Source organism: Paenibacillus sp. 7516 (assembly GCF_002272715.1).
GTDB classification, from domain to species: domain Bacteria; phylum Bacillota; class Bacilli; order Paenibacillales; family Paenibacillaceae; genus Paenibacillus; species Paenibacillus illinoisensis_A.
In genome coordinates this window covers 39290-53724 of sequence record NZ_NPBI01000046.1, presented here as the reverse complement: position 1 = coordinate 53724, position 14435 = coordinate 39290, and the positions used below count along the sequence as shown (strand labels likewise).

The window sequence follows — 14435 nt, the reverse complement described above, 5'->3', positions numbered from 1 at the left end:
CCGCTTATATCAGTTCTTGGCTTGCTCTAGAATGGTCTCGAGTTGTTCCTTATTGAAATCATAAGCTTCATTGCAGAACTGGCACACCACTTCTGCTTTGCCTTCTTCTTCGATCAGTTGCTCCATTTCGTGCTGACCCAGACTGATCAACGTTTTTTCGACCCGTTCCCGGGAACACTGACAGCGGAAATGAATGTCCATGCCATCCATAACCTGTACATCCGGCAGTACGCGCTTCAGCAATTCTTCCAGTTCAAGCCCTTGCTCCAGCAGTGTCGTCACAGCAGGCAACGTGCCGATAGCATTTTCAATTACGGTAATTTCATCGTCGGTCAGCCCTGGCAGCAGCTGTATAATGAATCCGCCGGAGACAATGACCGAATTGTCGGTATCTACAAGCACACCAACGCCTACAGCAGAAGGCGTCTGCTCCGATTTGGCAAAATAGTATGTGAAGTCTTCGCCCAGCTCTCCCGAAACAATCGGTACACTGCCACGATAAGGTTCCTTCAGGCCAAGGTCCTTCGTTACGTTCACGAAGCCCTCTGTGCCCACAACTCCTCTAACGTCAAGCTTACCCATACTGTTGCTTGGTAAATGCACATGCGGGTTCGTCACATAGCCACGAACTTCACCTTTGGCATTCGCATCGGCAACAATCTGTCCAATGGGACCGTCTCCCTTGACCTGAATGGTCAGCTTCTCTTCACCTTTAAGCATTGCACCCATGATGGCTGCAGTGGTTACCGTACGCCCCATGGCAGCTGTAGCCGTGGGAAACGTATCATGTCTTCTGCGCAATTCCTCAACCAACTCTGTTGTTTGGACAGCAAAGGCTCTAACCCGTCCTTCCATTGCTGTACCGCGAATCAAGCGGTCCTGTTTGTTGTTTTCCAAGTCATTCAGCCTCCTTTGGCGTATACTATAGTATCTCTGATGCACGATATATAAGTTGAATGTGATATTCGTTCAACTTATAAATGCGTTCAATTTACAGAAAAAACGGCTACGTAAGACTGGTAAATCAGCCCGCTGCATGCCGTCTCTTTCCTTACCTTTCCCGGTTCCGCTCATAAATGATACGCAGCCCTTCCAGCGTAAGCAGCGGATCAACTTCCTCGATGCTGCGTGTTTCCTCTGCAATCAGCGGTGCAAGCCCCCCGGTTGCAATAACTTTGGGCTGTACACCCATCTCTGTACGAATGCGATCAACAATGCCGTCGACCTGTCCAGCATAGCCATAAATGATACCAGCCTGCATGGCATGCACCGTATTGCGTCCTATAACCTTCTTGGGCTTCTCCAGTTCGATGCGAGGTAGCTTGGATGCCCGCTCATAGAGCGCTTCAGTGGCAATGTGAATGCCCGGTACGATAGCTCCCCCGAGGTAGTTGCCCTTCTCATCAATGCAGTCGAAGGTCGTCGCAGTACCAAAGTCAACAACCACAAGTGGACCACCGTATTTCTCAACGGCTGCCACTGCATTCACAATGCGATCTGCGCCTACCTCACGCGGGTTCTCGTACCTTAGGTTTAGGCCTGTTTTAATGCCGGGTCCCACAACCATTGGCTTTTTGCCAACATATTTTTCACACATCGTTTCCATCACATGCACAAGCGGAGGAACCACCGATGAGATGATGACTCCTTCAATGTCGCGTGTTGATATATCCGACATATGAAATAAATTATAAATCAATACGCCGTATTCATCCACTGTGGACTGACGGGACGTACTCAGACGAAAATGGTGGAGCAACGACCGGCCTTGATACACGCCGAGTACAATATTACTGTTGCCCACGTCTACAACAAGAATCAAAGAGGTTCACCCCTCTTTCTTTTCGTTTAAATCCAGGCTGATATCAAGGCTCTCGAAAGAATAGGTTAACCTTCCAACCGAAATTACATCCACACCACTCTCGGCAATCCCCCGGATGGTATCCAGAGAGACATTACCTGATGCCTCCACTTTAACATGTGGAGCCTGTTTACGAATAACCGTAACAGCCTCACGCATCTGATCCGGGTGCATATTGTCCAGCATAATGATATCCGCACCTGCCTGCAAGGCTTCGTTCACCTGTGTCAGATTCTCAGTCTCCACCTCAATAGTCATCGTATGAGGAATGACATCTCTTGCCCGCTTCACCGCTTCTGTGATGCCGCCTGCCCCTTTAATGTGGTTATCCTTAATCATAACCGCATCGTACAATCCGAATCGGTGATTCGCCCCTCCACCGATCCGTACTGCATATTTTTCAAGCATGCGGTGTCCAGGGGTTGTTTTACGTGTATCCACCAATCGCGTAGAGAGGCCCTCTAATGCATCAACATATGAACGTGTGCGCGTTGCAATCCCCGACATACGCTGCAGCAGGTTTAGCGCCAGACGCTCACCTGTAAGCAGACTGTGGGTGCTTCCTTCCACTTCTGCCAGCGTTGTTCCCCGAGTAACCTCATCTCCATCTTGTACCATCGGTCTAAATACGAGCGATGGGTCTACTACCTGAAATACCAGTTCAGCTACCGATATGCCTGCGATGAACCCGTGGTCTTTAGCGTGAATAACCGCCTTGGATTGATGGCCTGCCGGAATCGTCACACTCGTAGTGACATCCCCTGCCCCCACATCCTCGCGAAGCCAGTTTTTGATGGATTCGATGAGTCCTTCATTATATCCGTTCAGTATCATGACATCAATTCCTCCACAATCGCTTGTTCTCTTTGCTGCAAACTATGCTTCTGCCAAGCCGCATCATCACGAAGCGGGAAATCCTCACGGTAATGTGCTCCCCGGCTCTCCTGACGATGTAATGCTCCACTGGTGACCAGCCAGGCACAGGTCAAAAGGTTGGCGTATTCCATCTCTTCCTTGTGGGTCAGCAAATAATTGAAGATATCCATTTCACTCTCTAGTTTATCCAAGGCTCCCTGCAAGCCGGCACCGTTACGTCTCAGACCCACCTGACGAACCATCATTTTCTGCAAACGCAAACGTCGTTCCGAAATGGGCTGCTGCTCATCCCATGTTCTATTCCCGACACTATGCGGCGAAGGGGTTTCAATCTGTATTGAATTTAGCGGTGGCAGTGTTTGAATGCGTTCAACAATTCTGTGCCCAAATACGATGGCCTCAGACAATGAGTTGCTCGCCAGACGATTGGCTCCGTGGACTCCAGTTGAGGAAACTTCACCACAAGCAAACAACCTTCCAATGCTGCTCTCCCCGTTCAAATCCGTTTTGACGCCGCCCATCATATAGTGTGCTGCCGGAGCAACCGGAATCCAGTCTGTGGTCATATCCAGTCCGTACCGCATACATGTCTCATATATGGTAGGGAATCGGTGCTTGATTAAATCAGCCGACTCATGAGTAATATCCAGATACACGAATGTACTGTTCGTCATCTCCATCTCACTAACAATCGCTCGTGCAACAATATCGCGCGGAGCGAGTTCAAGCTGTGGATGATAACGTTCCATAAAACGCTCACCTTTGATATTTCGCAGAAACGCTCCTTCGCCCCGTACCGCTTCAGAAACCAAGAAACGAGGAGCGCCTGGATAACATAGGGATGTCGGGTGGAATTGGATGAACTCCATATCCCGAATGACTGCACCTGCACGATATGCCATGGCAACACCGTCAGCTGTGGCAACCTCAGGGTTGGTTGTATAGCGGTACAATTGCCCCGCCCCACCGGAACAGAGCACCGTTGCACGCGCTTTTACAAACACCTTGGTACCGTCTGACTTCTGAACCAATGCCCCTACACATTCTCCATGATCCGTGATCAAGTCAATGACAAAATGCTCATCCCAGACTTCAATACCTGAATGTGCACTGGCCTGAGCTGCAAGAGCCCTCACGATCTCGTATCCAGTCGCATCACCATTTGCATGCAAAATACGGCGGTGACTGTGCGCACCCTCCTGCGTCAACGCCAGCTCGCCGTTCTCCACATCAAACAATGTGCCCAGACGGATTAGTTCCTGTACTCCATCCGGGCCTTCGTTCACCAATGCTTCCACGGCCTCGCGGCGACACAGGCCCGCTCCAGCCACAAGTGTATCCTGCAGATGGTATGCAGGGGAATCATCTTCAGCGATTACCGCAGCGATGCCTCCTTGTGCATAGCGGGTATTGCTCTCCAGTAACGACTTCTTCGTAATCATCAATACCTGATTATGTTTGCTTGCCCTGATGGCTGTATATAATCCGGCAATGCCAGAACCAATAACTAGTACATCCGTCTCCACAATGGGCAGCTGGGACAGATCAAAATCCACTATATATTGCGGTATCATCCTATTCACCTGTCTCGGAGCAAGAGTAGCGCATGCTACTTCACCAGTAACATGCGCTCTAGCGATTCTCTGGCTTTGTCGGCAACGGCCGGTGGTACGTAAATTTCCGGCTTCATCGTTTCCAGGCATTTAACCAGTTTCTTCAGGTTGTTGACCTTCATGTTTGGACACACCAGGAACTTGGTGGCAAAATGAAACTGTTTATCCGGGCTATCCAGTCGCAGCTGGTATCCTGTACCATCTTCCGTCCCCACGATAAATTCCTTGGTAGAAGAATTTTTACAGTATTCAAGAATTGCTGTCGTGCTGCCTACAAAGTCTCCCATCTCTACGACTTCCGGACGACATTCCGGGTGTACGACAAACTCGGCATCTGGATATTTGGCTCTCATCTCGACGACGTCTTTTACAGTCAGCATATCGTGAGTGTTGCAATACCCTTCCCAGATGATCATTTTTTTGTCTGTGTGCTGCTGAACATAATGTCCGAGGTTTTTATCCGGCACCCAGATAATCTCATCAGAATCAACAGATTGAATAACCCTGACTGCATTGGCCGATGTACAACAGATGTCGGTCTCCGCCTTGATCTCAGCCGAGGAATTGATATACGTCACTACTTTTGCATTGGGATGCTGCGCTTTCAGTTTACGCAGGCCCTCAACATTGACCATGTCTGCCATGGGGCATCCTGCACGTTCATCCGGAATGATAACCGTCTTGTTCGGGGCCAAAATCTTAGCGCTTTCACCCATAAAATGAACCCCGCAAAATACAATGACATCCGCATCCGTTTGTGCGGCTTTCTGTGCCAATAGGAAGGAATCCCCACGAAAATCGGCTACTTCCTGTACTTCGTCACGTTGGTAATAATGAGCAAGAATAATAGCGTTACGTTCCTTCTTCAACTCCATCAGCCGCTCTCGCAGCTCCCGGTTCATCTCAGCCTTGCGCTCTAAAGCCAGAGCTTCCACCTGTGATCCTCTCCTTTGACGGACAGCGCCATGCGCCGTTTCCTGTGACTATCTGCGTCGATATTTTCGCTTGAGAAACGAATCACAAGCGGTTTAACACCTAATGTACACAACGTTCACGACTCTGTCAATAAATGAAAATGGCACAGAACAACACCCTAATCAACCGTTTCCTGCGTAGTTCGCGCTCTAGCTCGCAGTTATCATTATCTCTGCAATTTGAACAAAACGCACAAAAAAAGAGAGCCTTTCGGCTCTCTTTGATCTGTTCTCAGAACAGGTTCTGTTAGACATTAAGACGTTGGCTTCGTACCACCATTATCTGGATCATTACTGTTGCCTTTATCCAGATTCGGAGCATCGTTAGGGATATCTCCGGCAGGTGGCTCAGGTGTTTCGTCTTTGCCTTGAATGCGAACACGCACATCACCGATGTTATCGACGATTGGTTCTCCGCCTTCACTTGGCGTACCTTCGTTATCATTATCGCTCTCCGGTTTTGGAGTCAAGGAACCTGTCTCGATCAATTGTTTGATCTGATCCATTTCCAGTGTCTCCACTTCAAGCAACGTTTGAGCGATCAAGTGCATTTCTTTGGAATGTTTTACGAGCAAGTCCTTACATTTCTCGTAACATTCATTGATAAAGCGCTGCATTTCCTGATCGATCTCATAAGCGATGGAATCCGAGTAATTCTGTTCATGGCCGATATCCCGTCCTAGGAATACCTGTCCTTGTGAACTTCCGAATTGCATAGGTCCCAATTTCTCACTCATACCGTACTCCATAACCATGCTGCGTACAATACCTGTCGCTTGCTGGAAGTCACTGTATGCGCCAGTACCGATTTCACCAATGAACAATTCTTCTGCCACACGGCCCCCGAGGAGTCCTGTAACTTTGTCCAAGAGCTCTTGCTTGGTAACCAGCATACGGTCTTCTTTTGGCAACATGATTACATATCCACCCGCACGTCCACGCGGAATGATGGTCACTTTATGTACCATATCGGCATGTTCCAGGAAGTATCCTACAATGGTATGGCCTGCTTCGTGATAAGCAACAATTCGTTTCTCGCGATCACTGATGACACGGCTTTTCTTCTCCGTACCTACGATGACACGGTCGATCGCCTCGTCTACCTCACGCATGGAAATATCTCTTCTGTTACGGCGTGCCGCAAGCAATGCCGCTTCATTCAGGAGATTCTCAAGATCCGCACCAGAGAAGCCTGTTGTACGCTTCGCAATAATGTCCAGTTTCACATCTTTTGTGAGTGGTTTATTACGGGAGTGTACTTTCAGTACCGCTTCACGACCTTTTACATCAGGGCGGTCAACCGTAATTTGACGGTCAAAACGTCCCGGACGCAGCAAGGCAGGGTCCAGAATGTCTGCACGGTTCGTTGCAGCCACGATGATAATACCCTCGTTGGCTCCGAATCCGTCCATTTCAACGAGCAACTGGTTGAGCGTTTGTTCACGTTCATCGTGACCACCGCCAAGGCCAGCTCCACGCTGACGACCTACAGCATCGATCTCGTCAATAAAGATGATACATGGGGCGTTTTTCTTTGCATTTTCGAACAGGTCACGTACACGGGATGCACCGACACCGACAAACATTTCGACGAAGTCAGAACCCGAGATACTGAAGAACGGCACACCCGCTTCACCTGCAACAGCACGAGCAAGCAACGTTTTACCAGTACCCGGAGGCCCCACGAGCAATACGCCCTTAGGAATCCGCGCACCTACAGCTGCGAATTTGCGAGGATCTTTGAGGAAGTCAACGACCTCAACAAGCTCCTGCTTCTCTTCGTCCGCACCTGCGACGTCTTCAAATGTAACCCGCTTCTTCTCTTCGTTATAGAGACGGGCACGGCTTTTACCAAAGTTCATTACTTTACCGCCGCCGCCTTGTGCCTGATTAAACAGGAAGAAGAACAGCAGGAACATAATGATCAAAGGAATAAAGGATGTCAGAAGTGTCAGCCAGATGCTGTCACCTCTCATTGGCTCCTGATTTAACTTGAAATTATTAGCTTCACTTGCCGCTACAAGCTCACTAATCGCTTCATCCGTAGGAGGAATGTACGTTGAGAAATTTTCTGATTTGGCTTCGCTAGGCTTCTCTCTATATTGACCGGTCACAAGAAAAGACTGACCGTCGAATTGAACCGTCAATTCCGAGATGTTGTTCGCCTTAACCGCCGTGCGCAACTGATCATATCTAGGATTATCTGTGGCTTCGCCGCCATTGCTGACGAACTGCACTATGCCCACCACGACTAAAAAAAGAATCAAATAAAAACCAGAATTCCGGATGAACCGATTCATCCCCTACCTCCTCTCGAGACACTTTAATTATTTTAACATAGCCCGACATGGCTTCTCAACAGAAGGCACGAGCAGAACTGGGCTTGGAACTAGCATGCTTATTAACTGCTGTATACTTCCGGTTTCAAAATCCCGATGTAAGGGAGATTTCGGTACTTCTCGGCATAATCCAAACCATATCCAACGATGAATGCATCAGGAATGTCAAAGCCGGTGTAATGAGCTTCAAGCTCCACCTTACGGCCTGAAGGTTTGTCAAAAAGCGTAACCACGCGCACCGATTCGGCACCGCGATTTTGAAGCAGTTCAATCAAATAACTGAGCGTAAGTCCACTATCAATTATATCTTCGACAATGAGAACCTCACGGCCTTCAACCGAGACGTCGAGATCCTTGATGATCTTAACAACGCCTGACGATTTGGTGGATGCTCCATAACTGGATACTGCCATGAAATCCATTTCAACAGGTACCGTTATGTTTTTAACCAAATCAGCCATAAATATAAACGCACCCTTGAGCACACAAATGACCAAAGGATTGCGACCTGCATATTCGGCACTTAGTGTTGCGCCTAATTCCTTGACTTTACTTTGAATTTCTTCTTCACTGATCAATACTTCCTGAATGTCGTTCTGCAACTGTGCGAACCTCCTAAGTTATACTATGAAAGCCTTACCTGAACCATAACCACTACCCCTGAATCGCTGAATTGCCTACAGTCATGTACAGGATGGCGGAAGTATCCTCCTTCACCGGTGCAATATTCGACCGGCGAACACCCGGCAACCAGACAATGTTGCCTGCTCCGTCACAAACCACGGGAATACGCGGACGGACAGAGGGGGGGATTTTTTCATCGATGAAAATATTTTTCACCTTTTTGCTTCCGTTTAATCCCATGACTTTCATGGTATCTCCAGGTAACCGTGAACGCACAACCAGCGGCATGAGCAGTTGATCCGCATCAAATGCGGCCTGATCTGCCGTTTCCGGTACAAGATAGTCCTCGGGACTCATAGGAACGATCCGAAGATATCGGTCAATCTCCCTGAGTGAAAGCTCATAAGTTCCGTTCCATTGCACGAGACGATACTCGAAAGATTGATCCTGTACGTCTGTCCGTAAGCCAAAGGAAACCAGATCATACTCCCGGGTACAAGCGAGTGTCTGTCCTATATCTAGGCTCCAGGTCTTCGCATAAGGCTCTATCACCTTGCGGCGAATGGTTTCGATACGGGTAAAGTCGACAAAATCACTGTCCAAAGGCAGATAATTCAATATTAGTTTAATCAACCTTCGTTGTAAAGCGACATGTAACTTCAAAAAGGAAGGCACCTCAAAGGTTTGCCTTCCGCCGTTCACCTGCACTAGACACCTGTATGCGTCATATGCACCTTGTTCCATGAAATCGTCTTCATCGCCCACAATTTCGGCAAGCCGATTCAAAGACGGCGTGAGCTGTCCATTATATTGCCCCAAATAAGGAAGCACATCCAAGCGAATGGCATTACGCCGATATTTACGCTGGGAATTGCTTGCATCATTAAAGTACAGAAATCCCTGAGTATTACAAGCTTCTACAAGGTCTGTCTTGTTTATACGAAGACATGGACGAATAAGTTCCACATTTTTTTCGCGGCGTTTAAACTTCATTCCGGACAGTCCGGTTAACCCGCTGCCACGCAATAAATGAAGCATAACGGTCTCTGCCTGATCATCCGCATGATGTGCCAGAGCGATGCTTGCTGCACCATATTTGTCAGCTACCTCATGCAGAAATGCATACCGCCTATCGCGTGCTGCTTCCTGTGATCCCTTTCCTGTAAGCTTCATATAGGAAGGAATATCGGCCTTCACCCATTCAAAAGGAATGTTCAGCTGTGCTGCCATTTTCCCGACCATTTCGGCCTCTTCATCGGATTCTGAGCGGAACCCATGATGCACATGAGCACAGACCAGTTTCAGCGGAACATGTCTTGTACTGATCTCATGCATAATATGCAAAAAAGCCACCGAGTCCGGTCCGCCCGATACTGCGACGATGATCCGATCCCCGGGAACCCATAACTGATGCTCTTCCGCTGCCTCCAGCACATGATTCACCAGCTCGTTCCAGCGTAAAGCCTTCATACCTGTTCCTCATTCCTTGCGTTATGTATATGCACCTGTAAAAATTAAAAACGCAGTGCATAGATGAGTACCCCAATAAGTAATATAACGGATACAGCGAATGCATTTTTAAGCCAGCGTGGTGTAGAGCTTGATGAACGCCGGCGAAGAGGTGTAGGCCGGGCCATCATGTCTTTCCAGGCCTTGGCTGCATGTCCGGCATCCCGGAACTGTCCCCGAAGAGCCTGAATCGTCCAGTTACGAAACGGTCGCAGCCTTTCGCTTCGCTCCACCAGAGCCGTGAGCTGACTGACACTCCGCAATTGTGGCAATCCTTCGGCAGCCAGCGACTTGAGTGCTTCCCCCTCCAATACGTGAATCAGTAACAGGGCAAAAGCAAAGACATCATAGGTGCCATCTGCTGTTCGGCTTCCGCCATTCCAGAAGCCCCTGTCATACCATTCGGTAAACTGTTTCACACTTCGTCCAATCGACGTTACTCCACCATAGTCAATGAGCTCCACTTGACCATAATCGGATACCAGTACGTTCTGAGGCTTAAGATCACCAAACACCCATCCCGCCTGATGTAATTGTGCCAGCTTCTGTAAGAGTCTAAGCCCAACCAGCAGTGTCCAGTCCGTCCCTTGACGCCTGATGAAGTGGTGAAGAGCTTCACCCCGAACATAACGCATCACATAAAAGGGAATATCCCGTCCCTGAATGGCATAATCGTCCACATCCTTGAGATAGGAAGGAATACCACTCTGCTTCAGGGCCTCATGATTACGCTGTAGCTGAAACGATTTGAGCACATTGATCTCTGATTGCAGATCGAACGGATCAAATCCCATCTTAAGTGCATAGTGCTTGCCATTCTCACCCCGCTGGACAAGAAAAACGATGCCGTTGGCGCCTTTGCCCAGCAGCTTGCGAATCGTATAACGGCTGCGATTCCATTTCCCCGTAATTACTGTTCCTGGCGGGAAAGAGGCATCAGACAACGTTGTCACCGAGCATCCCTTCTCTTTCAATGCGATAGTTCCCTTCTATTTCCTGCTGTCCCTCCAGTGTACCATATCGGTAAAAATCAATCACCTTCTGAATCGCAGGACCTGTCGGGGTCGCACCCTTCATCTGCAGACGTCCAAACAGCGAACGGACACTACCCAGATCCGATGTCCAGTTGATATCCATCACAGCCTCTTCTCCACTATGGCGACCCGGGAAATGAAATACCGAGAGCTTGCTCTGCCCTACACGTGACTGCAAGCTCAACATCAAATCCCGGATTCCTTCTTCAACCGCAGCGAGCTTAGGCTTCATGCTTGCACTTACATCGATTAACAGGATGACCTGAAGAGGGGCTGTTTCAGCCAGGTTATCTATCACTTCTACCACCTGAGCACGCTGGGCAGGTTCAAGGTCCGTTACGGTTTTGGACACCTTCTCTCCCAAAATTTGTGTTAACTCTCTATTAACCGCCTGCTGAATGGTCTGAACCACCGTTTTCCTTGTCATCATCTGCATCGTATGGGCAAGCTGCCTTGTGCCGACAATCTGGCTGATCCCCCCTCCGGCTTTCGCAATATCCTCAATCTCCCGACTACCCAGTTCACCAATGGTTCCATAATCGATCACACCAACCACATTGACCGTGATTCCCTCTTCACGTGCTTCCGCTGCTGCCAGTACCGGACTTGTACCTACATTAGAACAACCGTCGGTGATCAACAAGATCTGCTTCATCCGAAATCCCTCCGTTTTTCGTTACTCTCCAATTCTATGACTAGCATTGCCAGAATGAAGAGACTTCAAACAGAGAACGATGCAATTAACTTACTGTACGGGGACGCTCCATCCGGTTAATTCCCGGTACTCGTAATGTGGCCCATTCGGGACGGTAGTGCTCTACTTTTCCTACAACGACAGTCATATCATCCAAAATCTCATGCTGCTGATATCGAATCACACTCTCAAGCAGGCAGTCCGCTACCTCCTGCGGATCGTCACTATCAATCTCCTGAATGAGACGTTTCATCCATAGCTCCTTGTTGACGGCATACCCTGGGGCATCATAGATTCCATCTGTCATCATAATCAATATATCGCCCGGTTGAAGCTGTACAGTGACCAGATCCACTTCGATATCTTTAATAATGCCAATGGGCAGGTTGCTGGCCGATACCTGAATAACCTCCTGTCCGCGTTTAATAAAGCTCGGAGTTGAGCCGATTTTCATAAATGTGGTCTCTGCCGTATATTCATCGATTAGAGCCATGTCCACCGTAGCATACATCTCTTCAGGAGAGCGCAGCATCAGCACAGAGTTCACGGACTTGATCGCCAGCTTCTCATCCATGCCCGATTGAAGCAGCTGTTCCAGAATATTTAACGCGGCACTGCTCTCCATGCGCGCACGTTCCCCGTTGCCCATACCATCACTGAGTGCCACCGCAAAGGTACCATTCCCCAGTTCAACCGTGCTGAAGCTGTCCCCGGATAACAAATCTCCCCCTTTGGCAGCCGCAGCTACCCCTGTAGTCACTTCATAGGTTTTGGCTGATCCAAAGGTAACGGTTGCCAGACCCTGACGGGGATCCGTCATCGTCTCATGAAGAACAGCAATATGCTCGTCCAGAACATCCGAGATCAGCGGCGCGATCATCTTCCGGCATTCATCAAATCCCCTCGTATAGGCATGAACTATCTCGATTTCCACATTGCCTGCTTCCAGATTGATAATCTCAATCGAATGAATGGACAGGCCCAGCGACTCCAGCGCATCCCGAATCTGTTCCTCCTGCTGTACCATCTCCTCACTTTCCCGTTGGATTTCTCTGGCCAGGTCCTCCATCACCTGGGATACTCCGGATAATTGCTCGGCAACCAGCTGCCGGCTGTCCACAATCTGACGCTTCCACTGCATATTATGCTGGTAGAGCCCATATTGGGCACGCATAACCTCAAGCACCTCCTCCGGTTTGGCACATACCCTGTTCCACTCCACTGGGATTTGTTTGCCCGACATCTCCGGATTGGCCTCAATGGAACTCATCACATCTGTCATGTATTTATACGTTTGAATAAACTTGGCATCCCAGCACTGTGCACGTTTAAAGCACCCTGCGCACGTTCCCTCTGCTACCGCATTCATGAAATGCTCCATGCCGCCTTCGTTCTGTACCGGTTCCCCCGTACCGGACATCTGATCGAAGCTGCGGGAAAGCTGGCGGAATACCTGCGAGAAGCGGGTCACCCGTTCTGCCGTGATATCCCGAATTCGCTTCGCATATTCATGCTGCGATTTGGTATGATCCTGTGTACCTGGCACATATTTGGATATGGCCGCCATCATGCTTTTAGGTGTAAGCATGAACAGAACAATGGCAGCACACGTCTCCCATAAGGAATTCATCACGTCACCTGGACCGCCCAGATAAATGGATAGAATGGATGAGCCAAGCAGCATCCCCAGTGCAACGCCTGCACGTTTGCCCTCTCTAAGCATACCCGCCAGCATCCCGGCAAAAGCGAGCAAACTCATTTGGTATACGGCGGACATGTCAGCAAGACTCAAAATCAGCCCCGTAATGACCCCGACGGATGCCCCAAGGGGGGCTCCGCCCACCAGCGCGAAGATCAGAATTAAATAACGAGAGAGCATATGCTCCACGGAAAGGGACTGAATGGTCCAGCCCACCGCGCCTGTCATAACGGAGGCCAGCAATATGATCAGGCAGAGGATCTCCTCGCTCTTTAGGTTGAATTTCTTTTTGCGGTACGTAAAAATCGGTATGGCTTGTATAAAAACCAGGGTAAGCACGAAGCTGAGTACGGAGTCCATCGTGAGCATTAACATAGCGTACCAGCTGAAAGACGGCCCAATGACGACTGCGAACAACTTGACCATAAAAGTAGTCGTAAACACCATTGTTGGTGCATAAGATAATTCAGCACGGTCATAAGACTCCAGCCCTCTGAACAAGAGATAGAAGATCGCCATCTCAGATGCAACGATAAGTGGAACCGGAAACGGAGCAAACAGGCTCCCCGCCAGCAAAGCGGCCCCAACGGGAATAATGTAATCCCTTCGCATGAAGGCAATCACCGCGAAGTACGCAATTGCAAAGGGCGATAGTTCATTCAGGATCATGGCCTTCCCCAATAAGAATCCCATAAATGTAAGGAGCAGCACCCATTTGCGTGCAGCAACGAACTGGACAGCCTTGCGGGAGGTAATCCACTGTTTGAGACGTACGGACAGCTCCTCCCGAGCTTCTGTACTCCCTTTACCAGCTTTCATTCCCGGAAATTGAATGACATTCCACTTTTCCATCATCCCAAAGGCACCCCATTCGATTATTTGTTTTCATGTTTCATCCTCGATGGTTCTGATTATAGATAGATTAGAAGACGTAGTTTGTCACAATAGGTGGACAGGGTTCAAAAAGTTTACGACAAAAGAAACAAGCATGGCGCGGAGGAGCGAAACCCCCGGCCTTATTGTCATTCCATCCTTTACAACCTGATTCGCCGAGGACAGAGTTGTCTGATTTTGAATGGCATTTGTTCTTCCTTCAACTTGAATTGAACGGGATACCTGCGGAATGGCATGGAAACATGTCGGTAAAAAATGGTAGACGACAAATGTTCTTATTTCCTCTGGTCCTTGTGCGAAAAAAGTGCATCTGTGGAG

At 49.0% G+C, this 14435-nt stretch carries 11 protein-coding genes; all 11 read right to left on the bottom strand.

The window, feature by feature from the left end:
* Positions 1 to 9 precede the first annotated feature (9 nt).
* The 11 genes from hslO to spoIIE all read right to left on the bottom strand — a co-directional run bounded on the left by hslO (position 10) and on the right by spoIIE (position 14078).
* Positions 10 to 897 (bottom strand): Hsp33 family molecular chaperone HslO, encoded by an 888-nt coding sequence (gene hslO / locus CHI14_RS28480; protein WP_095293375.1) that lies wholly within the window; start codon positions 895 to 897, stop codon positions 10 to 12.
* Between the two features lie 154 nt (positions 898 to 1051).
* Positions 1052 to 1822, bottom strand: a complete 771-nt coding sequence (locus CHI14_RS28475; protein ID WP_095293374.1) for a type III pantothenate kinase — start codon at positions 1820 to 1822, stop codon at positions 1052 to 1054.
* A gap of 6 nt (positions 1823 to 1828) precedes the next feature.
* A complete protein-coding gene (gene nadC, locus CHI14_RS28470; protein ID WP_095293373.1) occupies positions 1829 to 2695 on the bottom strand; it encodes a carboxylating nicotinate-nucleotide diphosphorylase in 867 nt (288 codons plus the stop codon).
* Positions 2692 to 4311: an L-aspartate oxidase gene (gene nadB, locus CHI14_RS28465; RefSeq protein WP_095293372.1), complete on the bottom strand. Its 1620-nt coding sequence runs from the start codon at positions 4309 to 4311 to the stop codon at positions 2692 to 2694. Before nadB ends, nadC begins: the two co-directional genes overlap by 4 nt.
* A 35-nt stretch (positions 4312 to 4346) precedes the next feature.
* On the bottom strand, positions 4347 to 5285 hold the full coding sequence (gene nadA / locus CHI14_RS28460; RefSeq protein WP_095293371.1) for a quinolinate synthase NadA: 939 nt from the start codon (positions 5283 to 5285) through the stop codon (positions 4347 to 4349).
* Between the two features lie 293 nt (positions 5286 to 5578).
* The gene (ftsH, locus tag CHI14_RS28455; RefSeq protein ID WP_095293370.1) at positions 5579 to 7624 is read right to left on the bottom strand and encodes an ATP-dependent zinc metalloprotease FtsH; all 2046 of its coding nucleotides are present in this window, start codon (positions 7622 to 7624) and stop codon (positions 5579 to 5581) included.
* 101 nt (positions 7625 to 7725) lie between these two features.
* Positions 7726 to 8265: a hypoxanthine phosphoribosyltransferase gene (gene hpt / locus CHI14_RS28450; protein ID WP_095293369.1), complete on the bottom strand. Its 540-nt coding sequence runs from the start codon at positions 8263 to 8265 to the stop codon at positions 7726 to 7728.
* 52 nt (positions 8266 to 8317) lie between these two features.
* Positions 8318 to 9757, bottom strand: coding sequence for a tRNA lysidine(34) synthetase TilS (gene tilS / locus CHI14_RS28445; RefSeq protein ID WP_095293368.1), 1440 nt, complete (start codon positions 9755 to 9757; stop codon positions 8318 to 8320).
* 44 nt (positions 9758 to 9801) lie between these two features.
* Positions 9802 to 10749, bottom strand: a complete 948-nt coding sequence (locus CHI14_RS28440) for a serine/threonine protein kinase (RefSeq protein ID WP_095293367.1) — start codon at positions 10747 to 10749, stop codon at positions 9802 to 9804.
* On the bottom strand, positions 10733 to 11485 hold the full coding sequence (locus CHI14_RS28435; protein ID WP_095293366.1) for a vWA domain-containing protein: 753 nt from the start codon (positions 11483 to 11485) through the stop codon (positions 10733 to 10735). The genes CHI14_RS28440 and CHI14_RS28435 overlap by 17 nt, the downstream gene beginning before the upstream one ends.
* Before the next feature lie 85 nt (positions 11486 to 11570).
* A complete protein-coding gene (spoIIE, locus tag CHI14_RS28430; RefSeq protein WP_170948307.1) occupies positions 11571 to 14078 on the bottom strand; it encodes a stage II sporulation protein E in 2508 nt (835 codons plus the stop codon).
* Between the last annotated feature and the right edge of the window lie 357 nt (positions 14079 to 14435).

Coding starts and splice junctions, on each gene's coding strand:
- nadC (WP_095293373.1), bottom strand. CDS start 2,695: ATGATACTGAACGGATATAATGAAGGACTCATCGAATCCATCAAAAAC.
- nadB (WP_095293372.1), bottom strand. CDS start 4,311: ATGATACCGCAATATATAGTGGATTTTGATCTGTCCCAGCTGCCCATT.
- ftsH (WP_095293370.1), bottom strand. CDS start 7,624: ATGAATCGGTTCATCCGGAATTCTGGTTTTTATTTGATTCTTTTTTTA.
- tilS (WP_095293368.1), bottom strand. CDS start 9,757: ATGAAGGCTTTACGCTGGAACGAGCTGGTGAATCATGTGCTGGAGGCA.
- CHI14_RS28435 (WP_095293366.1), bottom strand. CDS start 11,485: ATGAAGCAGATCTTGTTGATCACCGACGGTTGTTCTAATGTAGGTACA.
- spoIIE (WP_170948307.1), bottom strand. CDS start 14,078: ATGATGGAAAAGTGGAATGTCATTCAATTTCCGGGAATGAAAGCTGGT.